This is a genomic window from Streptomyces sp. NPDC053367, from assembly GCF_044545925.1.
Lineage (GTDB): Bacteria > Actinomycetota > Actinomycetes > Streptomycetales > Streptomycetaceae > Streptomyces.
The window spans coordinates 781,300-806,941 of sequence record NZ_JBITYN010000001.1; the positions used below are offsets into that span (position 1 = coordinate 781,300).

At 66.5% G+C, this 25,642-nt stretch carries 28 protein-coding genes; 8 read left to right on the top strand and 20 right to left on the bottom strand.

The window, feature by feature from the left end; translation table 11 throughout:
* Window positions 1-232: 232 nt before the first annotated feature.
* Window positions 233-1,468 (top strand): helix-turn-helix domain-containing protein, encoded by a 1,236-nt coding sequence (locus ACIGXJ_RS03610; protein WP_399641127.1) that lies wholly within the window; start codon window positions 233-235, stop codon window positions 1,466-1,468.
* A gap of 4 nt (window positions 1,469-1,472) precedes the next feature.
* Here the strand turns inward: ACIGXJ_RS03610 and cutA are convergent, their stop codons facing one another.
* From cutA to ACIGXJ_RS03660, 10 genes are all read right to left on the bottom strand, one after another.
* A complete protein-coding gene (gene cutA / locus ACIGXJ_RS03615; protein ID WP_399641129.1) occupies window positions 1,473-1,811 on the bottom strand; it encodes a divalent-cation tolerance protein CutA in 339 nt (112 codons plus the stop codon).
* A gap of 112 nt (window positions 1,812-1,923) precedes the next feature.
* Window positions 1,924-2,736 (bottom strand): hypothetical protein, encoded by an 813-nt coding sequence (locus tag ACIGXJ_RS03620; RefSeq protein WP_399641132.1) that lies wholly within the window; start codon window positions 2,734-2,736, stop codon window positions 1,924-1,926.
* A gap of 7 nt (window positions 2,737-2,743) precedes the next feature.
* A complete protein-coding gene (locus ACIGXJ_RS03625) occupies window positions 2,744-3,067 on the bottom strand; it encodes a hypothetical protein (protein ID WP_399641134.1) in 324 nt (107 codons plus the stop codon).
* A gap of 63 nt (window positions 3,068-3,130) precedes the next feature.
* A complete protein-coding gene (locus tag ACIGXJ_RS03630; RefSeq protein ID WP_399641137.1) occupies window positions 3,131-3,409 on the bottom strand; it encodes a hypothetical protein in 279 nt (92 codons plus the stop codon).
* On the bottom strand, window positions 3,409-4,464 hold the full coding sequence (locus tag ACIGXJ_RS03635; RefSeq protein WP_399641140.1) for a major capsid protein: 1,056 nt from the start codon (window positions 4,462-4,464) through the stop codon (window positions 3,409-3,411). The genes ACIGXJ_RS03630 and ACIGXJ_RS03635 overlap by 1 nt, the downstream gene beginning before the upstream one ends.
* Window positions 4,465-4,478: 14 nt before the next feature.
* Entirely contained in the window at window positions 4,479-4,889 is a 411-nt protein-coding gene (locus ACIGXJ_RS03640) for a head decoration protein (protein ID WP_399641143.1), read from the bottom strand.
* A 119-nt stretch (window positions 4,890-5,008) separates the two neighbouring features.
* Window positions 5,009-5,698, bottom strand: coding sequence for a hypothetical protein (locus ACIGXJ_RS03645; protein ID WP_399641146.1), 690 nt, complete (start codon window positions 5,696-5,698; stop codon window positions 5,009-5,011).
* 168 nt (window positions 5,699-5,866) lie between these two features.
* Window positions 5,867-6,244: a DUF6233 domain-containing protein gene (locus ACIGXJ_RS03650; RefSeq protein ID WP_399641149.1), complete on the bottom strand. Its 378-nt coding sequence runs from the start codon at window positions 6,242-6,244 to the stop codon at window positions 5,867-5,869.
* A gap of 85 nt (window positions 6,245-6,329) precedes the next feature.
* Window positions 6,330-6,755, bottom strand: a complete 426-nt coding sequence (locus ACIGXJ_RS03655) for a hypothetical protein (RefSeq protein WP_399641152.1) — start codon at window positions 6,753-6,755, stop codon at window positions 6,330-6,332.
* Window positions 6,756-7,123: 368 nt separating this feature from the next.
* A complete protein-coding gene (locus tag ACIGXJ_RS03660) occupies window positions 7,124-7,711 on the bottom strand; it encodes a hypothetical protein (protein ID WP_399641155.1) in 588 nt (195 codons plus the stop codon).
* 169 nt (window positions 7,712-7,880) lie between these two features.
* Between ACIGXJ_RS03660 and ACIGXJ_RS03665 the strand changes: the two genes are divergently transcribed.
* The gene (locus ACIGXJ_RS03665) at window positions 7,881-8,909 is read left to right on the top strand and encodes an ATP-dependent DNA ligase (RefSeq protein ID WP_399641158.1); all 1,029 of its coding nucleotides are present in this window, start codon (window positions 7,881-7,883) and stop codon (window positions 8,907-8,909) included.
* A gap of 30 nt (window positions 8,910-8,939) precedes the next feature.
* On the opposite strand, the gene ACIGXJ_RS03670 is transcribed toward ACIGXJ_RS03665, so the two are convergent.
* Both ACIGXJ_RS03670 and ACIGXJ_RS03675 read right to left on the bottom strand, forming a co-directional pair.
* Entirely contained in the window at window positions 8,940-9,698 is a 759-nt protein-coding gene (locus tag ACIGXJ_RS03670; RefSeq protein ID WP_399641161.1) for a hypothetical protein, read from the bottom strand.
* Window positions 9,699-9,750: 52 nt separating this feature from the next.
* Window positions 9,751-11,583: a hypothetical protein gene (locus ACIGXJ_RS03675; RefSeq protein ID WP_399641164.1), complete on the bottom strand. Its 1,833-nt coding sequence runs from the start codon at window positions 11,581-11,583 to the stop codon at window positions 9,751-9,753.
* A 234-nt stretch (window positions 11,584-11,817) separates the two neighbouring features.
* Here ACIGXJ_RS03675 and ACIGXJ_RS03680 point away from each other — a divergent pair, with 234 nt between their 5' ends.
* Together ACIGXJ_RS03680 and ACIGXJ_RS03685 are read left to right on the top strand one after the other, a co-directional pair.
* Window positions 11,818-12,717, top strand: a complete 900-nt coding sequence (locus tag ACIGXJ_RS03680; RefSeq protein ID WP_399641166.1) for a hypothetical protein — start codon at window positions 11,818-11,820, stop codon at window positions 12,715-12,717.
* 123 nt (window positions 12,718-12,840) lie between these two features.
* The gene (locus ACIGXJ_RS03685; protein ID WP_399641169.1) at window positions 12,841-13,017 is read left to right on the top strand and encodes a hypothetical protein; all 177 of its coding nucleotides are present in this window, start codon (window positions 12,841-12,843) and stop codon (window positions 13,015-13,017) included.
* Between the two features lie 681 nt (window positions 13,018-13,698).
* On the opposite strand, the gene ACIGXJ_RS03690 is transcribed toward ACIGXJ_RS03685, so the two are convergent.
* The gene (locus tag ACIGXJ_RS03690; protein WP_399641171.1) at window positions 13,699-15,237 is read right to left on the bottom strand and encodes a terminase large subunit domain-containing protein; all 1,539 of its coding nucleotides are present in this window, start codon (window positions 15,235-15,237) and stop codon (window positions 13,699-13,701) included.
* The gene (locus ACIGXJ_RS03695) at window positions 15,234-15,770 is read right to left on the bottom strand and encodes a hypothetical protein (RefSeq protein ID WP_399641174.1); all 537 of its coding nucleotides are present in this window, start codon (window positions 15,768-15,770) and stop codon (window positions 15,234-15,236) included. Before ACIGXJ_RS03695 ends, ACIGXJ_RS03690 begins: the two co-directional genes overlap by 4 nt.
* A 171-nt stretch (window positions 15,771-15,941) precedes the next feature.
* Here ACIGXJ_RS03695 and ACIGXJ_RS03700 point away from each other — a divergent pair, with 171 nt between their 5' ends.
* Both ACIGXJ_RS03700 and ACIGXJ_RS03705 read left to right on the top strand, forming a co-directional pair.
* Entirely contained in the window at window positions 15,942-16,511 is a 570-nt protein-coding gene (locus tag ACIGXJ_RS03700) for a hypothetical protein (protein WP_399641177.1), read from the top strand.
* 4 nt (window positions 16,512-16,515) lie between these two features.
* Complete coding sequence (locus tag ACIGXJ_RS03705; RefSeq protein WP_399641180.1) at window positions 16,516-17,100, top strand: hypothetical protein; 585 nt, start codon at window positions 16,516-16,518, stop codon at window positions 17,098-17,100.
* 544 nt (window positions 17,101-17,644) lie between these two features.
* Here the strand turns inward: ACIGXJ_RS03705 and ACIGXJ_RS03710 are convergent.
* The 4 genes from ACIGXJ_RS03710 to ACIGXJ_RS03725 all read right to left on the bottom strand — a co-directional run bounded on the left by ACIGXJ_RS03710 (window position 17,645) and on the right by ACIGXJ_RS03725 (window position 22,399).
* Window positions 17,645-19,090 carry a ParB N-terminal domain-containing protein gene (locus ACIGXJ_RS03710; protein WP_399641183.1) on the bottom strand — a complete coding sequence of 482 codons (1,446 nt, stop codon included), beginning with the start codon at window positions 19,088-19,090 and terminating at the stop codon, window positions 17,645-17,647.
* Entirely contained in the window at window positions 19,087-19,746 is a 660-nt protein-coding gene (locus ACIGXJ_RS03715) for a ParB N-terminal domain-containing protein (RefSeq protein ID WP_399641185.1), read from the bottom strand. The genes ACIGXJ_RS03710 and ACIGXJ_RS03715 overlap by 4 nt, the downstream gene beginning before the upstream one ends.
* Window positions 19,747-20,643: 897 nt before the next feature.
* Window positions 20,644-21,279: a hypothetical protein gene (locus tag ACIGXJ_RS03720; protein ID WP_399641189.1), complete on the bottom strand. Its 636-nt coding sequence runs from the start codon at window positions 21,277-21,279 to the stop codon at window positions 20,644-20,646.
* 4 nt (window positions 21,280-21,283) lie between these two features.
* The gene (locus ACIGXJ_RS03725; protein ID WP_399641192.1) at window positions 21,284-22,399 is read right to left on the bottom strand and encodes a ParB/RepB/Spo0J family partition protein; all 1,116 of its coding nucleotides are present in this window, start codon (window positions 22,397-22,399) and stop codon (window positions 21,284-21,286) included.
* Between the two features lie 1,185 nt (window positions 22,400-23,584).
* Between ACIGXJ_RS03725 and ACIGXJ_RS03730 the strand changes: the two genes are divergently transcribed.
* Together ACIGXJ_RS03730 and ACIGXJ_RS03735 are read left to right on the top strand one after the other, a co-directional pair.
* Complete coding sequence (locus tag ACIGXJ_RS03730; protein ID WP_399641195.1) at window positions 23,585-24,184, top strand: hypothetical protein; 600 nt, start codon at window positions 23,585-23,587, stop codon at window positions 24,182-24,184.
* On the top strand, window positions 24,177-24,356 hold the full coding sequence (locus tag ACIGXJ_RS03735; RefSeq protein WP_399641197.1) for a hypothetical protein: 180 nt from the start codon (window positions 24,177-24,179) through the stop codon (window positions 24,354-24,356). Before ACIGXJ_RS03730 ends, ACIGXJ_RS03735 begins: the two co-directional genes overlap by 8 nt.
* Here ACIGXJ_RS03735 and ACIGXJ_RS03740 read toward each other — a convergent pair.
* Both ACIGXJ_RS03740 and ACIGXJ_RS03745 read right to left on the bottom strand, forming a co-directional pair.
* Window positions 24,349-25,308 (bottom strand): recombinase family protein, encoded by a 960-nt coding sequence (locus tag ACIGXJ_RS03740; RefSeq protein ID WP_399641200.1) that lies wholly within the window; start codon window positions 25,306-25,308, stop codon window positions 24,349-24,351. The genes ACIGXJ_RS03735 and ACIGXJ_RS03740 overlap by 8 nt on opposite strands.
* A 105-nt stretch (window positions 25,309-25,413) precedes the next feature.
* Window positions 25,414-25,617 carry a DNA-binding protein gene (locus ACIGXJ_RS03745; RefSeq protein ID WP_399641202.1) on the bottom strand — a complete coding sequence of 68 codons (204 nt, stop codon included), beginning with the start codon at window positions 25,615-25,617 and terminating at the stop codon, window positions 25,414-25,416.
* Window positions 25,618-25,642: the final 25 nt, after the last annotated feature.

Consider the following 25,642-nt stretch of genomic DNA (forward strand, 5'->3'; position numbering starts at 1 on the left):
CTGGGACCTTGCGCATCTGGCTGGCGCCTGTTCTCTCCGGGGCGGAGGCCACCGCGAAGCCGCGGGTCGCGCAGTGCACGGGCCCCCTACGGATCGTGGTCATGGACTCACCGTTTCGCGAGTCCGCGCCACCTGCCAGGGGAAACCAGAGGGGGAAAAGGACGCCAAGGGGGAAATCGCGGAGGGAAGTTGAGGCCATGATTGGAATCCACCCGAGGACGAGGTCACACTCATGGCAACAGACGAGTTCGCCGAGCTGCTTCTTCGACTCCGCAAGGTCTCCGGTCGAACGCAGGAAGAGCAGGCAGCGGCGGTCAACGCTGTCTCAGGCCGGGAGACCATGACCCGGCGTGAGATCAACCGGTATGAACACGGCGCGAACATCCCGACCAACCACACGCTCACGCACATTGCAGTGGCCTGCGGCCTAGCCCCCGAGTACCTGCACCGGGAGGCCGCGGCCGCTCGTGCTCGGCGCAGGAAGGCGCGCCGTGGAGGGGAGGATCAGAACGACGTGAAACGCCGCACGCTACTCGGAGGGGCCGTCGTTGCCGCCGCCGCCGAGCCATGGGAACGTCTCGCGCAGGCCCTGAAAGGGGGCAGGAAGATCGACTCGAACGCAGTCACCACCCTCGTCGATCGTGCGGGTGTGCTTCACGTGCGTGAGGGGAGTCTGACGGCGCTTGAACTCCAGGGTGAGGTCGAAGGGCACCTCGACGCGATCACAGCAACGCTGCCGCGGGCCGGTGAGTACGAGCGCACCCTGACGATCGCGGCCGGCGAAACGGCGGCGCTGGCCGGATGGGTCGCGTGGGACTTGGGAGACCTTCAGCGGGCGCACGCCTACTACCAAGTCACCATGGACTGTGCGAAGGAAGCTGGTCATCCGCCTCTGCGGGCTTTGGCCCTCGCCTACGCCAGCTACGGACAGGCGACCCCGCAGAAGGCTGGAGAACTACTCGTTCAAGCCGCGAAAGATGCGCGGGGGCCAGGCAACGCTGCTGCCGCCGCCTGGGTCCACGGCAGGCTCGCGGAAGAGGCTGCAAACGCTGGCGATGAGACCAACGCCCTCCGAGCCTTAGAACGTGCGCGCACCGCATACGACTTCGCAGACCACACCACCGAACAGGCGTGGGTGCGCTTCATGACCCCTTACCGGATGGACTCCCTCGCACTGTCGGTGTACGGCCGACTCGGCCGGCAGGAGCTTGCCGCGACTGCCGACCACGCGATGGATCGCCTTGGCCGGGAGCTGCCAGAAGCCGGCGTTGTCGTGCTGGGGGACCTGGCCAGTGCACTTCTACACGGCGGAGACGTGGATCAAGGCATTCATGTGTCCCGTCAGTTCGCCCTAGCAGTCGAGGCCCGTCCCAACACCATGGGCCGAGTTCGCGCCCAAGCCGTCGCCTCGCAGCTCCCGAACCGCGAGCGCGAACTCGCGCGGCACCTGCAGCAGTTCGCCACGTAAGGCGTCATCCAGCAGACTGCGGAGCCGATTCCTCGACCACCCAGTCCAGGTAGGCATCGGACCCTCCGGTCACAGGGAGAGTGATCCACTCGGGGACCTCGTAGCTGTGCTCCTTGAGGACCCATGCCTGGAGTTGCGGAAGTCGCTCCGTGGTCGTCTTGTACGAGATCCGCCACTCTGTGGCCGTTTCGATGGCACCTTTCCAGCGGTACACCGCGGTGAACGGCTGATCAATGTGCGCGCAGGCGGCCAACCGATTCTCGACGGCGCCCCGAGCGAGAGCCTTGGCCTGCCCCTCGTCATCGATGGTTGTCTGCGCAATCACGATCTCGCTGCTCGCCATGCAACTGCCCTTCCAAGGTCGGTGTAACACGACACTACCCAGCGGCCTTCCATATCAGCCGGTCGGGTTCTCGGAGATGCAGCGAAGTGAAGCTTGGCCTCCAGCACCACTTCTAGGCGGACTGGTCCGGGCGGGGGCCAAATGCCCGGCGACACCGCGGGTGGGAGATCGGCCACTCTGCGGCCTCCTCGACTGTGCGCACGGTACGCACCGCCTTGTCCGGGTCGTGGTGTGAGGTCCAACCGCAGTCGGACCCGTCGAAGACCTCGACACTGCTCACGCCGGCCTGCCGGGTGCGATTCAGCGTGCCCGCGTTGTACGCCACGGCCGACTTCGTCAGCGTCGCGGCCTCGGCCCAGGCTCTCACTGGGACTCTCGCACCGTTGCGGTAGACGACATGGTTCAGCTTGTGGTCGGCGGCCAGCCTCCTGGCCAGGTTCGTGGCTGCCTGCTTGGCCGTCATGTTGCCCGTTGTGAGCAGGGGCACCTCTCGGCGTGCGGCCTCACGCACTGCCCGGTAGAACCGGTTCGCCATCCGTTCGGCCTCTTGAGAGCGGTGCAGGAAATCGGCGTAGGAATCGGAGGCAAGCGACTGGAGCGCGTCCCTGTGGAACGTCGTCCATGTGAAGGTGACGTCCAGCGCCTCGGCGGCAGCGCGGGCGCCCTCTTCGTACAGATGAGGCAATTGACGCTGCACGAACTCCCGGGCCTCCCCATCGACGCGTCGGCGGAAGGCGCTGATCGCCGCCTTGAACTCCCCTAGGACCTCGACGGTGAGCGGCGCCCTGGGGCTGTCGGCGACCTGGACGAGGACGGCCTGCTGCTTCGCTGCGAGGCGCTGCCATGCGTCCTCGAGCACCGCCGCCACTCGGTGTGCAACCTCGTCGGCGTCCCCGGGCACCAGCGGCGGCCACTCGTAGCTCATGGTCAACTCACCGCGCTCTGCGGTCGCGCAGAAGGGGCGCGGCGACCAGGTCGACCTCATCGCCCGCTGCGGCGTCATCGGGGGCGGTGGCATCAGACAGTTGGACAATCTGCCGTTCGAGGCCCGCCAGGTTGTTGCTCTGGTCGATCGTGACGACGCCGTCCACGGTCATCCTCAGCGGTTCGGCCAACAGACTGGCACGCCGCTCCGCCAGCACCTCGCCAGCCACGAGCCGCGCGCTGCCGAGGCGCGCGTACCGGGCAGCAAGGTTGTCTTGATCAGTGCTCGGCCCAAGCTGTGCAAGGAGCCACGCGAGGACTTCGGGAGTCATCGTTGCCCTCCTGATAGCAGGCGACCACCGACCCCTACAGGTCGGTGGTCGGACGGTGGCGGATTACTCGGCGGACTGGCTCTTGCGGCGCCGCGGTCGAGCGGCGGGCGCATCTTCCGGCTCCGGCTCAGCAGCGTCGGGATCGTCGCCTTCGGGCGCCACCTCTTCCGCTCCTGCCGAAGCAGGCTTGGCCGCGATGGCCGCCTCTGCCTCCTCCCACGCCTCCGGATGCGTGAGCAGCTCGGTCAGGTCCTCGTCCGGCTCGTCGCCCGGCAGCAGGATGACGGGCTCGTGCGTGACGGGGTGGACTAGGTGCACAGCGGCACGCAGTCGGCGGCCCATCACAGCACCTTCGCCACGAGGTGCGCCCGCGGGTCGTGCATCACCGGCATGGCACTCGCGTTGACCTTGGTCCAGATGCGGATCGGATCGGAGTCGACGTCGCGGGTGACGACGATGCCGGGCGCCTCCTCCCTCTCGATCTCGGGGTTCCGCCCGGTCGAAAGGACGATCGAGTCGGCGTTCAGCCCCCACTGGACGTTCGCCCACTTCTGCCGCTGCGGCGGCACGTAGATGTAGCGGTCGTCGGGGATCGGCTTGACCCAGGCTCCGTCGACGCGGACCTGCCCCTTGTAGATGCGGATGGGCGGCAGACCGTACTCGACCCGCACCGAGTTGACCTGGTCCGGCGTGAGGGAGGCAGTCGGTGTCGTGGAGGGGTTGACCGACTTGTAGTAGGCCGCGCGGTACGCGTTGTTGGCGGCCCAGGTGTTGATGACGCGGCGGGAGGTCAGGGCGAACTCCGGGGCGGGCGAGCCGATGTCCTCCAGGTACTGGAGCCAGCCCAGCTCGTCGCGCAGCGGATCCGACGTCGGGTCCGACCACAGCTTTGGGGCGGTGGGCATGTTCTCGGCCGGCACGCCGAAGTCGACCTCGGTGATGTAGTTGTTCTCGTTGACGGTCAGCTTGCCGTCGAGGAGGACGTCCGCTGCCGCCAGCTCGATGCGGCCCCTGGTGGCTTCCACGTGCCGCTCGGTGTCGTCGTACAGGTTGTTGATCAGCCGCTGCGCGTCGGCTCCCCGCTGCACCTCGTCGAGGATGATCTCCTGCTCGCTGACGGTGAGCTTCTGCGAGATGACGGGCAGCCCGCCCTTGCGGGTGGTCTCCCACGCCTCGCGCGTCGCGAGCGGCGCACTGGCGTCGTACGCCCGGAACTTGGCCGCGTTCACATACCGGCCGGAGTCCTTGATCTCCCACAACGGCGACTGAAGCTTCAGCTCCGGGAAGACCGGGCTGTCGCCGGTGGTCAGCGTCCACTCGTCCGGCGTCGGCACAGCACGGGCGAACATGGTCAGGTCACGGGTGGTGACGTCCTTGATCAGGTCCTGAAGGGTCATGGGTCAGCGGCTCCTTACACGTACCGGATCAGGGCGGTGGTGGCGATGATGTCGGCCGGATTCAGCCCGCCGGGGACCTTCGCGGCGCGCACGGTGCCGTGCCAGAGCAGTGCGGCGGGCACCTTCGTGGCGCCGGGCGTGAAGAGGGTTTCGGCGACGACGAAGCCGGCGAGGATCTGGCGGCCGTCCGTCGCTGCCTTGTCGAAGGGGCCGAACAGACCCGAAGCGGTGATCTTTCCGACCGGCACGCCCGCCTTGAACAGGCTGTACGGCTGGGCTGTGTCCGTCGACGGCGTGTAGTGCACGCCGGACGTGAACCGAGTGATGTCGAGGGTGATGGTGTCGGTGTCATCGGTGCCGTGTCGGCCGCCGAGCCACTCGTTGTTCGCCGTGACGCTGCGCTGCGTCGCGATCGGCTGAAGCATGGCGTTGCCCCTCCCAGGGACGCGATGGCGGTATCCGCGCGCTCACCGGCAAGTGGCGCCGTCCACGAGGGAGGGGCGTGGTCCCCAGTCCGGCCTTGTCCCGCCGGTGGGAGAGTTGGTCAGGTGCCGAGGTAGCCGCGCTGTCTGGCCATGTCGAGCCCGGCCGAGCCAGGCTTCGGCGGCGTGACACCCCGTGGAGGCGGTCCGCCGGCGGGCGATCCACCGGGCGCGGGCGGCGGTGTGGCCTCCTGGCGCTGGCCGAACAGCTCCGGGCGGCGCTCCCTCAGCTGCTCAGCGGCAGCGGTCACCGTGTCCTCGTCGAGGTCCGGCTGATCGGCCAGGGCGCGGTCGACCAGGACGACGGCGTCGGCCAGGTCCTCTCCGCTGGCCCCGAGTCCGGCCAGCACCGCGCGCCGGATGGCGGCACGTTCCCTGGTGACGGCCTCAGCGAGTCGCTGGTCGGCCTGACGCTCCCGCTCTGCGGCGGCCTGCTCACGCCGTTCGACCTCGGACAGCGCCGCCTGCTCGGCCTGTCGCTGAGAGGTCACGTAGGTGCTCAGCGCCTCGGTGTCCTCGAAGCCCAGATCGCTCAGGAGTTTCTTCACGGCAGCCCGGCCGCCCTGCGTCTTCTCGCGGGCCAGCAGCCGCGACAGCTCCTCCTGCGACACGGCCCCGGCGGGCGGCGCTCCCTCACTGCCCTGCTTATTCGAGTCGTCGTCCGAAGAGGCACCGAGCACGGGGTAGATCGGCCGACCGTCGCGGCGGTATCCGACCGGCACAGCCGGTGAGGGAAGGGAGCGGCGCGTCATGCGTGAACCATCCAATGGTCTCCAACGCCCCCGCGCCGAAGATCAGTCTAGTCACGGGCCGGAGTGGGCCGTTTCCTCATGGGGCCGTATGACGAGCGACCTCAGGCATGCCCACCGCCAGGCTTCTCCCCCGATCCGGCCAGCTTTTGCACGCAGCACCGAGACTGATCACGCCGGGTCGTACCCCAGAACTGCCTCTGGGTCGCAAACCTCGCAACCAGGCAGCCCATTACCCAACGCGCGCCGGGCCTCAGCCTCCGACAGCGGTGCTGCATGCGAACCGGCCAGCCGACAGCTGCCCGCATGAATCGCAACCGGAGGTCGGCCCTGGCCGATGCCGCGCTGGAGCAGCCACTCGGCTGGGGGAGGCAGCGGCCGGGCTGCTTTTGCCGCAGCTTCCTCGCGCTCCCATTTCGCTATCTGCTGGTCCAGCTGGGAGAGCTGCCAGGCGAGCCACCAGCGCACGGTTCGGGCGCGCTCAAGCTTGACCCGCCTATCGTTCGTGCGTTCGATTCTACGCTGTCCTCTTGGTCTGAGCGGAGGCATCCGGCCTGTCTGTCCTGTGACAGTGGACCTTGAGCGCGTGCCACCGAACCTTGATCGGACGGGTCGCGCAAGTGGAAGGCTCGGTTCACGTAAGGAGCACGAGATAGCCCGGTTGAACGCCGTCGATTGTTGTGATGGCCGTACCGGACGTGACCCAGATGCTGGTGGGCTTCTCCCCTGTCGGGATCTGGAAGACCCCGTGCACCGGCCCCTTGCTGCCCGGGTTGAGTCCGAAGGTCGGCGCAGTCTGGCCCCGGCTGTTCCAGTACTGGGCGTAGTCCGAGGCGTAGTCGGAGTCCTTCTGCGACATGGTGTAGCGCGTATCCGCGACGTTCAGGCTCACCCTGTTGTCGGGGTTCCATACCGCCATGCTCTTGCCTACATTGACCGCATCCATGGTCAGCACGCAGAACTGCTTGCCGACCTCGGGTGTCGGGCTGGCGGTGGGTGCGCCGACCGAGTCGGCTGCGTGGGCCATGACTGCCGGGTCGAGGGGCTTGCCGCAGACCACGCTGCGTACGGTGAACTGCCACCTGTGGGGGTCGTCGACGGTGTCCGAGGCGAGGACCGTAACGGTGAAGGGCTGACGGGGGGACGCCGTCCCGAGTACCTCGGCTCCTAGAGGCGCGCCCGCGGGCGCACTATCGCGGGTCGGGGCCACCGAACTCGGGCGGTCACCGGCACCGGAGTCGCCCGAACAGGACGCCAGAGCGACGAGAAGGCCAGCCGCCACGACAGCGCGGCACAAGTTCCGGCGCGCGCACATACCTCCATGCTGATAGGCCAAGTCCTTCCTCGCATGCTGAGGGCCTCCACCCGGGCGAGCAACCGATCAAGCCTCGTTGGTACACGCTTAAGGTCCGGTGACACAGGACGCTGTCACACGTTGCGAGTGGGCAGCGTCTGCAAACGCCGAGGTTGATCGAGCGCCAGCTCGGTCAGTGCGGCGACTTCGTCCATCAGCCGTCGAGAGGACGTCCGCTGCACCACCACCTCGTCGGATACCGACACCCAGGTTGCGCCAGGCAGATTGGCAGGCGTCGGAAGGCGCACCACGTCGTCTTGCGGCACCAGCGGGGTTGGCAACGAGAGTCCCCTCTGTACCAGCAGCATGCGCGCTTCCGTGTCGGCCAAGCAGCAGAAGAACTGAAGTGCTGCCGCTACTTGGGGCGGTCCCACCATGGTGACCTGCACCATTGCCGCTCTCATGCCAGAGACGGACCTGGTCCAGTCTGCGCGAACCCCGTCATCGGGCCAGGCGCTATCCGCCGTACGGATGGAGCTGATCAGTTCCACAGTCTTCAGCATGGCCAGAATGGCCTGCTGGTAGGCGGTATACGCTCGTTCGTACCTCCGGTCCCTGTCGCGTGCTCGTCGGGCAAGGACAGCGGCGAGGACTACGCCTGGAATGCCTCCGATGAGGCCACCACCGAGAGCGGTCCAGAGGTCGATCACTTCAGGGCTCATGGCTAGACAGCCTGGACCAGAAAGGACCTCCTGGAGGCGGAATCACATGATCCCTCGTTCGGAGGTACCGGGGCGATTACCGCCACGCTCCCAGTCCGAGGGCGCCCGCTCAAGCTTCACAGGACAACCGTTGCTAACCCCGCCAGGGTGGCTTCCTATAGACCGCTTGGTGGAGCTGGCGCGCGGCGTCCACGGGGCACAGCGTAGATGTGGCGGTGTGGCGCTGACCCCTCCCATCGAGCCGATGCTCGCCGAGGCACGCCGGGAGCTGCCGCCGGACGGGTCGCTGCCCGGTGGCCTGGTGATGGAGGCCAAGAGCGACGGCTTCCGCGCTCTCCTGTTCGCCAGGCCGGATGGGGTGCTGGTTCAGTCACGCCAGGGCGCCGACCTGACGTCGGCGTTCCCCGATATCGCCGCGGCGGCCGCCGGGCTCGACCTGGTCCTGGACGGTGAACTGGTCGTGCCCGCCCACGGACGGCTGGATTTCGGCGAGTTGCAGCGGCGTGCTCGACGCCGGGGCCGCAGCGCCGTCCAGGCCGCCGTCGAGTTTCCCGCTTACCTGATCGTCTTCGACATCCTGGAGGCCGACGGCGTGGAGTTGCTCGCCCGCCCGTACCGGCATCGCCGGGCCGTCCTTGAGGAGCGGTTCGCGCGCGGTGACCTCACCGCGCCGTTCACCCTGTGCCCCCATACGACCGACCGGGCCGTGGGGCAGGAGTGGCTGGACCCGGCCTGGGGCGCGGCCGGCGTCGAGGGCGTCGTGGTCAAGGGCCTTAACCAGCCCTACTTGCCCGGAAAGCGGGCCTGGGTAAAGGTCCGCTCTTACGTCTCCTCCGAGGCGGTGCTCGCCGGGATTACCGGCTCTTTCGCGTTGCCGCGGACGATGCTGCTGGGCCGCTACGACACCGCCGGGGGGCTGCGCCTGATCGCCCGGACGACGCCGCTACGGACGGCAGAGCGGCGCGCGATCGCCCAGCGGGTGAGTCCTGGTGGGCCGGACCACCCATGGCACGGCCGCCGCTTCACCGCCAGCTGGGGCGCACGGGGAGGGCTGGAATTCCACCCCGTGCGCCCCGAGCTGGTCGTCGAGTTTGTCGCCGACACAGCAGTGGATGCGGGCCGGTACCGCCATCCGGTCCGCTACCACCGCCTGCGGGACGACCTTGCACCCGACCAGGTGCCACCATTCGAGAGCTGACCAACCTCTCGCGCGGCTCCGCGGTTTCCGTCAACTGGGGGCAGGGCCGCCATGGGCGGTCCACTGATCATCAAGGCCGCCGTCATGGGCTATGCGCTGAAGCCGTTGAGTCCATGGCTCGCCCTTCAACAGCCGGTTGAACCCTTCCATGGCTGACCACAGCAGCGCGAAGGCGATGAACGGGGACCGGTCCGATGGCTCTTCGACGCCGTCTCGTCTGGTCGGTTCGTAGAAGAGAGTCGTCGAGCCCTCAGCTCGGTCGTCATAGAAGAACGCCGCACCAGTGAGAGTGGGGTGTGCGAGCTGGGTCTCGCCTCTCCACACGGCTAGCAGCACGGGGCTCAGACGCGCCAGCAGTGGGCTCAGGTTGTTGTACTGGTTGGCAGGGTGCGCCGGGATCTCCGTTGCCTTGACCACGTCGGCGATAGTCGGGTCGTATTTCATGCCTGCTGCGTCGGCAGCGTCTCGAAGCCTCTGCTGCGAGTGCTGCAACGCGCGGTTCATGGAGTCCACGGCAGCTGGGCCGTCCTCCGACAGCCAGCGGATCTGTGCCAGGTGCTCGATCATGGCGCGGCGGTTGGGTGCTGCCTCGTGGTCGAAGCCTTTCCGGTGCAGAAGGATCACGGCATGCGCTTGCCGCTGCATAGCGGCGAGCAGGCCCCATCCGACGAGGTACGGCCGTATATCGCCGTCGGTTGGGGCGTGCCTCGCCACGTGCTCCGTGAGGGCAGCGAGCTGTTCCAGCCCCCGGTATGCCCGCTGGTTCTCGGCCGTGACGTCGTCAGTCATGGCCCACATAGTGCAGGGCTAGACCTGCGAGAGCACGGCATTTTGCTCCTGATCACCCTTCATACGCTCCAGCCGGGATCAGTGGCGTGCTGGGCAGCTCCGGGTCCGCCTCAGGTAGACCGAGGTAAGCGCGCACAGCCGCGTTGTCGCCAGTAGCGTCGGCGAGCCGCGCGGCAGCCTCGAAAGCACGGGCCTGGATGCGTTCGATCTCCTGCTGAGCGTCGTCGATCGGGTATCCGGCGTCCTGGAGCATGCGCACCCCAGTCTCTACGGACAGCACCCCGGCCCCGACGCCCTTCACGACTTCGTCCAGGACGGCCGCCCGGTCTGTCGGCGTGTGCGGCCCCCACATCAGGCGGGCGGGCTGGCTCTCCCCCGCAGGCCAGTCCGGGGCCTGCCCGGCCTGGTGGAGGCGCTGCACCATACGCAGCAAGATCGCGTACTTGTGGTCGCGGGCCAGGCGCATGGCGGCGACCAACGTGTCTAGCGGCCCAAGGGCCAGTTGCAGGGCGTAGCCGGATGGCAGGGCAGTGGGGTCTAAGGTGCCCAGGCCTGCGGCGGCGATCCGGCTGTTGGCGGCGATGCGGTCGAGGATGTGGTCGACCCGGGCACGGAGCTCGGCGAGCTGGGCGGAGGTGTCGAGGACGTCCATGCGTCCTCCCTCGCTGAGCTGCCAGACCGTGCCGGCGGCCACCTTTACGGGCAGTGGCTGGCCGGTGGCACGGTCGATGGGCAGGCGGGCACCGGAGAGGCCGATGATCGGGGAGCCGGTCGTGGCGCTCGCCGCCGAGGAGTCCGTGTCGGTGGCGGACAGCTCGTCGACGGCCTGGAGGATGGTCCCGAGGGTCGGCTTGCCCCAGTGGTCGCCGGAGTGGGGGATGCTGTTGGTGATGTGGATCAGCGGGATGAAGTCGCATCGCAGGTCCAGGCGGTCGAGGACTTCACCGTCGGAGCGAACGCGGTAGGTGGCCTTGTGCAGAGGCAGGTCGTACAGCAGGTCGGAGTGCTTGAGCTTGTCCAGGTCCCATTCGGCGTCGGTCAGGTAGCAGGTGAAGGCGGAGGGCTTGTCCGGAGCCCACGGGTAGGTACGCGTGATCACGCCGGTCTCCGGGTGCTGCAAGTCGCCGGGCGTGAGAACCGCTGAGCCGTCCTCGGCGTACACCAGCTCCCGGATCGGCTGGCCGGTCTTCGTGGTTCCGCGCCGGGTGGCCCCGCCGATGGGAGCCAGCTCGTACGTGATCCGGCGCAGCTTCGCCTTGGTGCCGGCCCTGGTGTTCTCCGGGATCTCCCACGCTAGATGTACGCGACTCGGGAAGTCGGCGCTGTCCTGGGCCTCTCCGTCCGGCCATTCCGGGAAGTACAGGCCTGGATCCCAGGTGCGGAGGATGACGCGGGCCTTGGCCGGTTCCCAGGCGAGGGTGTAGACAGCATCCCCCAGGAGGATGGCGGTGCGCTCGGCCTGCTGAAGTCGGAGCGGCAGCAGCTCCTTCTCCGTCCACGCGCGCAGCGCAGTTTGGACGGCCGCCGCCGCGGCGGTCTCCGGGCTGGACTCCTGACCGGTGTGTTCCGCACCGGCCACGGTGATGGTCTGCTCGGAGCCAAGGAGGTAGCCGAGCGCGGTGTCGACGAGCTTGGACGCGTCGCCGAGTTCCCTACGCTCGACACCGCTCGGGTCGTTTCCCGTGATCGCGGCGACCTGGCCGGCCTGGTTGGAGTCGTACGCGGCCAACAGCCTGTAGGCGGCCAGGCGTCGCAGGTCCTCGTCCGGCACCCAGGAGGAGGTCATCTCCGCCCAGGTGTTCCGGCCAGCGTGGCCAGGGTTAGTCATGGCTGGCTTGTAGTCCAGCCAGCTCCAGACGTCGGTGATCAGCTCGCGCAGGCCCACAGTGCCCCTCCAGGCAGTCGGCCCCGCGCCACACCGACACCCTAAGCGAACGGGAGTCCATCCCCCGTACGCATAACGAATAAATAACACACGGTGGGGCCTGTGTGGTGCTTTAGTCCGCGTATGCCCGATTTGAAGGGGGACACTTACCGCAGAAAGTCACCTGACAGATCCAGGTCACCCCTAATTGTCAGGGTGACTGCGCTAACCTTCCATGGAGACGGGAGGTGCGCGATGGCTACACAGGAGCTGGCAGCAGGTGCGGTCGTAACACGGCGCGAGCTGCATGAGCGGTTCGGCGGCACCCCTCAGGGGGGCATCTCGCCGTCCACCACGAGCCAGATGATCATGGTGTTTGTTGCTGAGAGCCCGCTGCCGCACGAGTTCACCGGTTGGGGCGAGGACGGCGTCTTCCATCTCACGGGAGCAGGCGTGCACGGCGACCAGGAAATGACACGCGGCAACCTTGCGCTCCTGCGCCATACGGACAGCGGCCGAGCTGTGCACGTATTCCATCAGCTACCGAAGACCGCAGAGGTGAGGCACTACCGCCACCTGGGGCGCTTCGAAGTAGACCCTGCGCAGCCCTACTACACCGCAGACGCCCCAGACGCGAGCGGGATCATGCGGACTGTGATCGTCTTCCGGTTGCGGCCGGTCGGCGCCACGGTCACAGGCGGGCCGCGGTTGCCGGTTACTCCGGCGACGGAAACACGCATCCTTAAGGCAGCACCCGAACCTCGCCTTGAACCCGCCCGCCTGCGGGTTCAAGAGACCCCCAGCGGCGTGATCTCTCGTCTGACGGCAGACTACGCCGACCACCTGCGTGGCCTGGGCCGCGAGGTGTCTGCCGCGCAGGTGCGCGTCAGGGGTGAAACCAGGGTTGCCCGAATCGACCTCTTGGACGTAACAGAGAACAGGCTCATCGAGGTGAAGCACAACGCCACCCGAGAGTCCGTTCGGAGCGCGGTTGGCGCCTTGCTGGACTACCGCCGCTTCTTCAACCCCACGCCGACCCTCACGCTGCTCGTGCCGTCGGCGCCGAGGGAGGACCTGCTCGACCTGTGCGCGTCACTGTGCATCGAGGTCGCATGGCCGGCTCCAGGAGGAGGTTTCGTATCGACTCATGACTGACGGCTGAGGCAACAGGCGCACGGGAATGCGCCGCCGCCCCAGCCGCCACCTGGTTACCACAGGGGTCCTAGTCGCTGTGAGTAACCGTGCCCATGTCCAGCAAGGAACAGGAGCTACTCCAGTATGTGCGAAAAACCTGCCACGCCCGAACTCGGCAACGGACACGATCCCACCGCGGCTAGGATCTACGGCCTCGCGTTGCTGGCCGGGGTTGCGCTGGTCGTCTTCGGCGACACCAGCTCGGTCGAAGCCGCCGGATTCGTTTCCCCGTTCCTGGTGATGTTCGAGCAGCGCCGCTAGCTTGATCATGTCGGCAGCCCCATCCTTGAGGCTGCCGACTTCGCACACGAACGGCCAGCCCACTTGGCCCACTGTGCCCCTTCGAGGTAGCCCGCCCAGAGCCGCAAGATCAGGCGAAAGCCGACCTCGTGTCGCTGAACCGTTGCGGAGCCGTGGCGTCCGGCACTTCTCCCAATGCCGATCGAGCCCCCTTCATCCGGTGACTTTGGAGAAGGACGCGCAGATTGGGTGTGCGACGCATAGGGTCGCAGTGCCGTAGGCGTAACTCACCCATCTCGCTCGCCCGTTCACACGTCCGGTGCGTACGGGCACCTCACCGTGAAGGGAGAGTGAGATGGGAGAGCACGCCAAACCGCGGCGCCGGCGACTGACTGGCCGCCGAGTCTGGTTATTGATCCAGATCGCGTTCTGGATCAACCAGCACTTCGGCGACCAGTAGCCGGATGGGTACCGGCCGTTCAGAGACGGCAATCCAGGGGCGGCCGGTGCCCGCACTTGCCTGCAAACTACGCACACCCGTATGGGGTGTTCAACGGAGTCGAGCATAGCCACCCGAGTTACGTATGACACATAAAACTTAACGCAGGACGGTCGATGCGTTGAGTTTCCAGCGTCAGCACACTTCTGCCAGATCGCTGACCGGGCGATTTCCTCTTCGGGCTGCTCCGAACGCGTTCGAGCTCAGCGGCGGCCACCGAAGCGGTCGTCGTCGGAACCTGGCGGAAGCGTGTCGAGTTGGTCGGGGTCGGCCAGCTCTGTCAGCCCATGCACCGCGGCGTCCATGCGGTCGGGGCTGTCCATGCCCTCGACCCACGTGACCATCTGGTCTTCCAAGTCGGGGTACTCGCCGACGTGGTGCACGAGCTGCTGCTCGTACAGCTGGGCCACCGGTGCAGCGCGGAGCCGTTTGCCGACCTTGGCGGTGACCTCAAGGATCATCGGCATGAGGAGGCCCTTTGTCACCCCGTCGCGGCGGAGCTGCTCCCATGCCTGGGTGACGATCTGCCGTGCCATGTCGCCGCCGTAGTTCTTCTCCACGACGATGGCGTCCGCCTTGAGTTCGAGCGCGAGGCGGCATGCCGCCAAGCCCCAGTCGTTGGCGCCCATGGAGCCGGAGCGGTCCGCCAGGACGTACAGGTTCCGGTCGAAGTCGCGGCCGACCCCGATGACGCCGGTCTCGTCGCCGACGGTGGTCTCGCCGCCGGCGGGATCGACCGCGACGACGATGCGGGCCATGTCGAGCCCAGAGAACTGGACGGCGTTGATGCGGGCGGTGTCGATCCACTCGCGCTTCCAGACGCCTCCCTCCGGTGGCCTCGGCTTCTGCATGTAGAGGGCGCCCCATACCCGCTCGCCGACGCGTTTGCGGGTCTTGGCATGGTGGGCGGCGTCAAAGCGGTCGGGCCACAGTGCTTCGCCGGGGGCCCGACCGAGAGGGTCATCAGGGCTGTCGGCGATGGCGGGCAGGTCGATGACGCGCCAAGCTTCGCGTTCGGTGGCGAGGATGCGGCCGGCGAGGTCGTCTTCGTGCCATCGGGTCTGGATGAGGCAGATGGCGCCGACGGGTTCGAGGCGTGTCTGCAGTACGGAGGTCCACCAATCCCAGGCCCGCTTGCGCATGGTCGGGGAGTCCGCGTCGGCCATGTCCTTGACCGGGTCGTCGACGATGGCGATGTGGGCGCCGCGTCCGGTGAGGCCGCCGCCGATGCCTGCCGCGAGGAGCCCGCCTTCGCCGCCGACGATGTCGAAGCGGTTGGCGGCCTGCGAGCCGGGCTTGAGCTGGATACCGAGTTCGTCGCCCCAGGTGTAAATGGCGTCTCGGATCCACCGTCCGTGGTCGTCGGCGAGGTCAGCGGAGTAACTGGCGATCATCATGCGATGGCCGGGGTTCCGGCGCAGATACCACAGGGGTGCCCAGCGGGAGGCTCGGCGACTCTTGCCGTGCCGCGGGGGCATGGTGAGCATGACGCGGTCGCAGTGGCCCTCGGCCATGTCGATGAAGGCTTGATCAATGAGGTCGAGGTGCGGCGCTTGCATCTCGCGGCCGCCGGTGAGGACGGCGGCGAGCGCACCAGGTGAGCGGTCCATGGCGAGCTGGCGTTCTGCTCGGGCCAGTTCGGCGCGGAGTTCGGGCGAGGCGGCTCGGGTGATGGCGCGGCGTTGTGCCGGCTGGAGCGTCTTGTAGCGCGAGATGACGCTCGCGGAGTCGGGGGGCCTCATGCGCTGCCCGGGTCAGTGAGGGCGATCAGGGCGTCGAGCTCGTCTGCGGTGGCCTTCTCCACCTGTACCGGTCCTCCCCCGGGGCCGGACAGTTCTGTGCGGTCGGGCATGTCGAGACCAAGCAGCCGTGCCCGCCGTTCCATGATCCGCAGGGTGCGGTCGATGGCTGCAAGGTCCTGGTCGCGAACGGCCTTCTTGTAGGCGACGAAGAACAGTCGGTCGAGCCGGTCGGCTTCCAGGGCTCGTAGCTCGTCCACGTCGTCGTTCAATTCGGCGCGGCGGTCGGCCAGTGCGGTGCGGACATCCCGGCAGGCGGCGTGGATCAGGGCCTCATTGGTGGGTGGGTCCTGGTTCTTGCGGTACCGCTCGATGCCGTATCCCTGCGGGTAGGCGATGCCGTCCGAGTTGATGGCGGGGTCGGCTGCGAGCTTGCGCGCGATGGTCAACCAGTCCACACCAGCGAGACGTAAGTCGATGGCGTCGGAGCGGCGGCGGGCGATGGCCGCACGCGCGGCCTTGTCGGGGCGTCCCACGGCGGTCCTCCACAACTCGGATGCACCCCCGCGCCCGCCCTCATGATCGCATCACGTCTGGCGCATCCGAGCGCCGGTGGGCCTTTCGAGTGGTCTTCATCGTCCGCAGTGTCAGCCTCCTAATGGCCAATGGGTCTCGTGGTACACACATTGTGAAGCTCAGGAGGCGGCATGGCAGCCACAGGCGCAAATCCGAACGACGTCGTCCGTGATGCGATTCGCAAAGCAGTTTCACATTTCTGCGGGATTGCCCTAGCTGTAGCCGTGTTGAGTGCCACTCTTCTCGGCATCAACGGAGGCGAGCGCCCGTTGGTCGTGGCGACCGGCGCGTTAGCCGCAGTTATGTGCCTCTTCTGGGGAGGGGGATTTCTCTGGGACAAGCTTGCAGCTTCAGACAAAGCCGCAACCCCGGCACCAGCGCCAACACTGGCACTGGTGGACAACCGCAGCCCCTTGAAAGATTCCGTCACGGCGAGCGTTCAACTGGCGGTAACAATCCAAGGAGTCGTGCTCGGCCTCATCTTTGCATTTGTGGGCAATAAAGACGTCACAAACACAGTAAAAGTCGCCGTGATCGCCCTCGGAGTAGGAGTCATCTCAGGAATCCTCCTGTTTACGTTTGTTTCCCATCAGATTTTCGGAGTTCGCACCCAGGCCTTCGTTGTCATCTTCCAGTACATCACGTTATGGGGGTTGTCGTACGGCTTGCTCTGCATCATCTCCGCCGTAGTCGCCACATAGCACCATGCAGGATGAATGGAGTACTGTGTTCTCGCTCGGAGAAGCCTTGCAGCGACAAAGCGGCATCACGTTTAGTGAACCCGCCACAGATTTACTCCACACCTTCGTTGAGGATGCCCCCTCAGCCCAGGAGAAACTAGATCACCTACACCTCGCCGCCGCCGAGTTTGCGATTGCAGCCGAAGCGAGCAGCGGCGAGGTTTCAGTCGGAATTGACTCCGCTCGCCTCGCCGCGCTCCACTACGACTGCCTTAGCTGGCGTGACTTCTGTAAAACGGGCAACTTGAAGGACCATGCGCCCAAATACTCTGACGTGACGGTCTTCTCAGCGGACGCTTATCGACTCTCCAGCATCATCGGCCCCATTGAACTACTGCAGGACTCCCCCGAGACCTTGGCTCAGGCGGTCTTTCAAATGGAAGAGAACTACAGGGACACTGACCTAGCAGGACAAGCGCGCACATCTCAGACTCTCCGATGGCAGGGCGCCATCTGGTTTCTGCAACTCGCGACTGCCAAGTATTCCGGCTACGTACATACTGACGATGAAGCCGTCCAGCTTGCCATTAAGACGATGTATCTCAGCTAGCACCCCGTCGTTGCTACATAAACGTCATCTGCTCACCTCCCTCGGAGCGGCGCGACGGCGCGTACTCGGGCGGTGCGTCCGGGGCGGCACGGTACTGCCGAAGCCACCAAGCAAACTGGTAGTTGCGGCAGGTGCGGTAGCGCATGGACTGGCGTAACGGCTCACTCCTAGGGATAGAGTGCTCCCCCCACCCAGCGATGGGGCGAGCGTTAGTCAGCAAACATTGAGACCAGACACAAGAGCTGGGCCTTCCCAACTCTCACCTGGCGCGCTTTCGAACGCGAGGTGCGCGTTCTTGCTCCACTCCCACGGTGCAGGCAACGCGCACAGGTACCAAGCCAGCGGCTGACCGTACGCGGATAGGTCGACCACCTGGTGCCGGCGGCGAGGGTCGACGCCGGGGCGGTCGGGCCGACCAAAGGCACGCAGGCAGTGCTGGTCAAGGGCAACGTGCCGTATGCCCGCGAGCCACATGATGTGGAATCGCGCCCGTGATTCGATCTCTACTCGTATTCGCTGCGACATGCACTCCCCATATGGCCACTCAATTGGCGAGAGAAGAATTCCTCTCCATTACCAATTTTATCAAATTTCCCACCAATTCCAGATGCCTGTCATGGCGGAAGCCGTTGGGATAGGGCATATTGAATTCCTCTTCAAATGCCCTCTCGTATTCTGCTTTCGGCAGTGGGATCGGCTGACGACAGGTGGCCTTTAGGTTGGAGCCGCTGCGGTCGCTCACCTTGACGTCCTCGAAGTACTGGCGCAGTAGAGCTTCCAGTGTCTCGGGGGTGTGGAAGCGCAGTTTCTGCCATTTTCCCTTGACGAAGTTCATCTCAACGTTGTTCTCGTCGAGGAAGCTCATCTTCGTGGTGGCGGTCTGCGAGGTGACCCGCCTTGCCTGCTCGTCTCGCAGTTCGCGGCCGAGGCTGCGGGTGCCGAGGCATACGGCGCCGTCGGCTGCGCACAAGGCGTTGACGGTGGTCAGCACCCAGTGCTGGTAGTCGAGGGAGGTGGTGGCGTTGATGACGGAGTCGAGCACGACGACGTCGTAGAGCCCGTGAGCGCGGACGTCGTTGGCGATGTCGCGGATCATGCCGACGACAGCTCGGATATCGACGGCGTACGAGCCGTCTCGGCAGCGGTAGGGCTCGTAGTCGTGGATGTTGAAACCCTTGGCGCGTAGGTGCTTCGCGTAGTCGCCGTAGCCGGCTCCGAAGTCAACGACGCGGTGCGACGGCTTCAGCCAGGGTGTGACGAGCTGGTCCCAGGTCTCGGAGCCGTAGGCGAGCTTCCCTTCTTTGGCCTTGGACGAGAACTTGCGGAGCCGCTTGGGTTGCACGATGTGCTGGTTCCACACCGGTGCCTTGTCCTCGATGGCGGTCCAGTCGTAGACGCCGTACTCGCCGGTGAGGTCGGCGTGGAGCTGGGCGGCGTCAGCGGAGGCCACGGTCCAGGCGAGTAGATCGAAGCGGGAAATGGACGCTACGACGGCGTACTCGGCGTTGAGGACGATGCGGCCTTGGTCGTCGATGACGACGCTGCCCCAGGGGCCGTGGCCGGCGGTCATGTGGGCGATTGCGTTGATGAAGGAGAGGTTCTTCTGCTCGGCCACGCGGATGGACTGCCAGGAGATCCACGACCACTGCCCGATCTCGCCGGGCTCCGCGTAGACGATGCTGGCTTCCGTCTCGACTCGGTTGTGCAGCAGGTTGAACTGGATCTCGTCCTGCAGCCGCACTTTGGTGCCCAGCATCACCGCGGGCGTGTGGGTCAGCCCGATGGCTTTCAGGCCCTTGGTTCGCTGGTGGCCTGCGACGAGCGTGCCGTCGGCGTTGAGGATGACCGGCTTGACGACGCCGTGTCGACGCAGGGATGTCTGGAGCCGTACGAAGGCGTCCTCGCTCAGGCGACGCGGGTTGTAGTCGGCGGGGCGGAGCTTGTCGAGCGGGAAGTTCTCGTAGAACGTGGTCGTGGGTGCGGTGCTCATTCCGGCTCAGCCTCCTGGTGGGCGTGCTGGAGGACGTGCCAGCCGAAGCCCAGGTCACTGTTGGTGTCGTCCACGTACTTGGTGTAGATCGCGTTGAGGGCTTCGACCTCTTCGGAGGTGATGCGGACGCGCTTGGACTCCCACTGGAGGTAGCCCCACTGGAGGTAGTCGACGGTGGCCGCGGCGCCGGTGCCCGCTCCGTCGGAGGTGAGTTCCAGGGTTTCGGGGAGGGATGTGTCGTCGAGGAGCCGGTCGACGCTCTCTCGGTCGTAGCCGGTACCGGAAAGGTCCGGGATCTCGGAGAGGATCTCGGCCAGGAGTGCGGAGTCGTATCCGGCGAGGTCATTGGTGCGGTTGTCCACGACGACGATGCGGGCCGCGGCGTCGTCGTCGACGTCGACCCATGTGACGGCGATCTGGTCCCAGCCGAGTTGGAGGGCGGCGGCGTGTGTGTGGTTGCCCGCCAGGATCTCGTTGGGCCGTCCGGTCTGGGTGCCCTTGTTGACGACGATCGCCCGGTACTGGCCGTTGACCGTGAGCGATTCGGCGATGGCCGGGAGGTCACCGGTACGGGGGTTGCGGTAGTAGGACGTGAGGTCCCCGATGGGGACGGCCAGCGGCTGAAGCGTTTCGGGGATGTTGGCGGTCGACGTCACGGGGATCCCTTGTGTAGGCCGTTCCCCGCGCCCTACAGCTGCTCAGACTAGACGATCTACGTTGCGTCGCCGTGGGTGCCGGGGCCTCTGTGCGCTTGGCGCGGGGCCTGTCGGCGTGCGATGCGCCGCTCGGCATGGTAGAGGCCGGCCGCCGTGATGGTGCAGGCCGGGAGTGCGAGGAGCACTGCGAGGAGGACTCCGCCGCCTCCGAGGTGGATGGTCATCCAGGCGATGACGGCGATGACTGCTATCAGGAGGATGGTCAATACGTCGGCAGCGAGGCGGACTGCGGCGCGCATCACCGGTTGTTGCAGCGGCAGATGCCGGGGGGCAGGCACCAGGAGTCGCACGAGTAGCACCACACGGCTCCGGGTACGGGTGGCGTCCGGCGGTCGGCCTGGACTTCGGTTTCGTGCTCGGTCGTCATGCTGCTCTGCCCTTTCGGTGTCGGCGTGAGACGGCTTCTCCCAGCTCGGTCCAGTGCCGCGCCGCCTCCTGCTTGGGGGCTTGCGGTATTCGGAGTCCGGGGTCTCGCTCGGCAAGCAATTGGGCCAGAGGGCCGTTCCGCTCGGCGAGGAGACGCTCGTACAGCTGGCGGTCTGCCGGGTGGCCGTTGAAGTCCTGTGCCTTCATGGCGCACTCCTGAGTGCACGGGGACCCGCCCCCGGCGAGGGGCGGGTCCGGTCGTGATGTGGTCTTGGCGGCTCCCGTATTGCCCGCTTCCGGTGCGGGACCGGCGCCTGGCGGGTAGGGCGCGGGGGATTGGCCACCCGCCAGGCACCGAAGGGGATGCCGCATGCCACGGCGCGCTGGCGGGCCGGTTCCTCGGCGTGGCCGTTCCCGTCCAGCAAGATAGACCGTATCACTCTTCAGTGTTGGGATCTAATTGCCAGCCGTTCAATGCGGTGAGGCTCCATACTCGTACCCGTCGAGGGGAGCCGTTCCGTGAGCCTCGGACTGGCCCGTGAAGAACAGCCCCTGCTGAACGGCTCGCGGCTTGGCCGTGAAGTCCTCGGGCCTCGGCGCCCTCGAGTTGAACCGACCAGGCTGTATCACATCGCGAACCGGGATGACCGCCACAACGGTGCGGACGCCGACAGCCGGGAAGGCGTCGTCCGGCAGTTCGTTGATGGTCCCCCTCGCCTCTCGCACCCGCTGCTGGAAGTCTCTGGTCACGCGATCCGTCCGGAAGGTGAGGCTCCCGAACATCACCGCAACGACCAAGCCGCCTGGCTGGACGAAGCGCAGGGCACGCTCAACGTGCCGGATGTCCTGCCTGTCCGCGAACGGCGGATTTATCACAACCCGTTGGTACCGGCGTTGGACCGGCATCCCGAGGAAGTCCGCGTGGATGACCTCGCGGGCGTATCCGGCGGCGCGGATGTACTGGGCACGGGCTCCGTCGAGCTCGATGCAGTCGACGACGGCGCCTCGGGCGTCGGCGGCCTCGGCGATGGCCCCTCGCCCGGCGGACGGTTCCAGGACCTCGCATCCGGGTTCGAGCTGGGCCAGGTCCAGGAGCTGAGCGATCACCGGCTCAGGCGTGGGGTTCAGCGGCGGCCGCCTCCACGTCCACGCCACCGACCGAGTCCACCTCCTGCTCCGCGTCGGTGGTGTCCGGCGCATGCCCGTCCGCCACGTCCGGAGCCGGGCCAGTGCCGTCCGCGTTCGCCTCCATCTCAGCGAGGACAGCGTCGGCCTCGGCAGCGAGGTCGGGTGCCGCGGCGGCGGGGCTGACCATGATCTCGCTGGCGTCCGCGTGGGCCTTCGCCTGCCGGAGCTGCCAGCGGGCCTTCTGCACGTAGGTGGCGACCCGGTCCATCTGCTCCAGGCGCTTGCCCACTTCCCCGTCCAAAGTACGGGCCAGCTCCATCGAGTCGGTCTTGGCGATGACGTCAAGCAGCTCACACATGCGCTCGATGGAGTCCAGGTCGCTTCGCGTCTTGGCCTGCGCCCGCTTGCGCTGGGCCTTCTCCTCGGCACTCATCTCCTCGACATCTACCATCGACCCCTGCTGCGCCGCGTTCTCCTGCTTGCGCATGGCGTAGGCGATGTGAACGAGCTGGTTGTCGTTCTTGTCGCCCTTCTTCCAGCCTTCGAAGACCGCCTTCTGGTTGCCCTTGGACAGGGCGGCGATCTGTACAGCGGCCTGGGTGCCGATGTGGCCCAGGTCGACCGCCGTCTGGATCTCCGGGCGCAGGTTGAGCAGGGCCAGCCGCTGGGTGACGTACTGGACGCTCTTGGAGAAGGTCTTGGCGATGCTGGCGGGGTCGGCGCCCTCTTCCTCGTCCAGGACCTTCTTGAAGCCGCGGGCCTCTTCCATCGGAAGCATGTCCTCGCGGTTGAGGTTCTCGGACATCGCCTTCTTGAACGAGTCCATGTCGGTGATCCCGGCCTCGCCCTCGGCGAGGAGGATCTTGGCCTCGATGGTGATGTTGCCCGCGATCTCGTTGGCGCGGAAGCGGCGCTCGCCGGCGACGAGCTCGTAGCCGCCCTCGTCCTGCAGCCTGCGGACGACGATGGGCTGAAGGAGTCCGTGCTGCTGAATCGAGTTGGCCAACTCGCGAAGCGCCTCATCGTCGAAGCTCTTGCGGGGTTGGCCCGGGTTGCGGCGGATCTGGCGCATCTTCAGGGTCGTGTAGCGGTGGGTCATTTCGGGCTCCAAGAGGTCGGCGAGGGGCTCTCCCCCTCTCCTTGTAGTTCTATTCTATATGCACTCAGAGAAGGGGGCCACATTTTTCCGAGAAGTTTTTGCAGTTCAGACGCGCGGGTGCGGACCCACACGAGTCCGCACCCAGCCCATTCCGGCACTCAGCTCGCGGCGCTGCCGCTCAGCGCCCCCACCCGATCCTCGACGTCCCCCAGGTCGACGATCGTCAGCGCCCCGAGGGCGCGCACGGCGGAGTCCCCATCCAGCTCGACATGCTCCACGCCGTCAGACTCTCGTAGCCGGGCCAACACACGCTCCAGCTCGACTCCCACCGGTTCCCTCCCCGCATCGCGGCGTCCACCCCAGTCAGCGGCGGCTCAGTTAGATCCCCGCGCAGACGTGTTTGCGGCACACATCACGGGGGTCCAGTGGGCGCCGGTCACAATCTCACAAAGGTGGTAGAGGAGGGCGGCCCGCAGGGTGAGTACGCGCTCTACGACTGCCATTACAGATCTTGCTTGGGGATCACTTAATGTCAACCAACCTAGACATTAAGCTGTTCCCGTCATCGCGCACCCGATCCGCCGCGCGTTTTGACCAGCCGGCGTCGAAGGCCGGACCTGCCGCCACGCTATGAACAGGAGCAGCCAGCCAAATGCCGCTCGGCCCGGACACGCCGCTCTCGAGCAAGCTCGCTCTCCTCCTCAGAAGGAAACTCGGAGCGGACGGGAAGACCCCGAGTACGCGCGCCATCGCCGCGGCCACAGCCGTAGCGCCGGGCGGTAAGCCCGCAATGACGCATCAAGTCGTGAATGACCTCCTGAACGGAGTCAGCACGAACCCGCGGGTGGACCAACTGTCCGGCCTCGCACGCGCGTTCGATTGTCCGGTAGCTTACCTACTCCCCGGCTACAACGGTCTGACCTCCCTAACTGTCTACGAGAACTCCCCAGACGCCCGCGAGGCGCTTCGGCTCGTCCACGACCTGGGCGAAGCCGGAGCAGCCGAACTGCTGGAGGCCGCACGTGACATCCGCAGACGTCACGGTCACAGCGACCTGTCCGTCCCTGAAGTCCCCGAGTCGCTACCACCTGCCGTGGAGCCCCCACGACCAGGCCAGCGAAGGCGCCTCAGTTTCAGCGAGGCAGCCGAGCGGGCCGTCTCCGATCTGGAAGGAACATGAACCCCATGGACGGCCTCGTTTTCGGCGCGTGCACTCTGGTCGGCTTACTGGGCACCGTGCTCTCTGCACGCGAAGCGTGGCGCCAGCGCGCCCGAAGCGAATACCGGATAGCCCGCTTCACCCGGGCTGTGGCTTTCGGCGTCTGCACGCTGGGGGTCGGCATGGCCATCCCGGCGGTTGATGCCCTCATCGAGGACGTCGCCGGGATGAACAACGCGGCGAAGCTCGGGGCGCACATCTGCGCCGTGCTGTGGTGCGGAAGCCTGCAACTGATGCTTGTCGACTGGTCGTACAACGAGTACGTCCTCAAGGCCAGCCTGTATGCCCGTGTGGCTTTCGCGATCTGCGTGCTCGCGGCGATGCTGCCCCTGTTCATCGAGACCACGGACGAGAACGTCGCCTTCACGACCGCGTACGCCAGCGTGCCAGGGGTGACCGTCTACTTGCTCGTCTACCTGGCGTACGTCGCGATCACTTGTGGAGAGATCGCCTTCTTGTGCACGGGCATGGCTCCCCGCGCGCCGCGCTGGGCATGTCTGGTCGGCCCGAGGCCTCGCGATGTCCGCGACGGCCGCAATCCTCGGTGTTGCCTACGCCATGAGTAAGGGTTCCTACCTGGTCACCCACTACCTGGGTCACCCTTGGCCGCTGCGCAACGAGGAGATCGTCTCTCCTCTCCTGGCAGGACTCGCCGTCGTCACACTGATCACGGGATTGACGATGGCGATGGTCGGCAGGCGGATCGCCTCCCGCACCGCGGCTGCTTCAGTCAGCTGACAGGCTCCCCCAACTGGCGCCAGTGGAGGACGACGCGTCCGGGCTCGACCGTTCGAACTCCACGGGCGCTCGCCTTGAACACCTCGACCTTCTCCAGCAGCAGCAGGGCGATAGCCCTCTTCGAGGCAGTCGGCGCCGTGTTCCACCACTTGACGAGGTCCCGCGCATTACCAAGCTCGAAGCTGGCCATCTGTTCTGCATACCGCAAGCGGGAACGAGTGGCCTTGAGAGTCGCTGTGATCTCCCGGTCGGCTGCCGCGAACGCGTCACCGGAGATCTTGCCAGCCCCGAACAGGGTCCCGGCCTCGGTCCGCCGCGCTTCGAGGTCGGAGATGTCCTTCTTAAGAACGCTGACCTGTTCACGCATCTTGTCCCTGGCGGCGAGGATCTGCTCGCGGATGCCCGGCTTGAGCAGCTCGGCCACGACGTACTCGCCGACGTGGTTCTCCAACAGGTCGGCATCAATGCGGACCTCGCCGCAACCGCCTCTCCCCTGCTTGTCTTTCGGACGGCATCGGTAGCCGGGCGTTCCCGCGTTGGTCCGAGCTCCTTGCAGGCCCGCTGCGCAGTGGCCGCACGTGCTGGCGCCACCGACGAACAGGTAGTCGTGGGGCGGGTCTGAGTCTGGCGTCTTCCGGCTCTGCTCCCGCTCCTGAAGGCGAACGAACTCCTCCGGAGTGATTGCGCCAGGATGACCGGCGTCGACCAGGTTGCCATCGCCGTCGTACCGAAGGCCTGCGATTGCCGGATTGCGGAACAACCGGCCGACCGAGGCGTCCTTCCACATGCCTCCGAGCGTGCCCCGGTAGCCCTCCCCGTTCGCCCACACCGCAATGTCCTCATTGCTTGCGCGACCTACTAGGGCCCGGCTCACCATCTGACGAATGGCGGCCACTTCGTCCTCGCGGAGCCGACGACGCGTCGTGTCTTCGAAACCGTACAGCCGTGGCATGCGGTGGTCCGTTCTCGCTCGTGCGCCCTGATGCCACCCGATCCCGGGGCACGTCCCATGACAGGACTGCGACCCAGGCGGATTGGCCACCAAGGAGCACAGCGATCACCGCGCCGGAGGCGTCACGCCGAGAACCGCCCAGAGCGCAGCTGTTGGGACTTTCACCGTGCTGCCCAGACGGAGCGTCTGCACGGGGAAGGACCCGTTCCTGATCAGGCTGTAAGCCTTGTGCACACCAATCCCCAGCGCCCGAGCAGCCGTGGTGACGTTCACCGTCGGCGGCAGCGCCAGCAGTTCCTCCAGGGTCATCTGGCCGACCCCGGAGTCCGTAGCT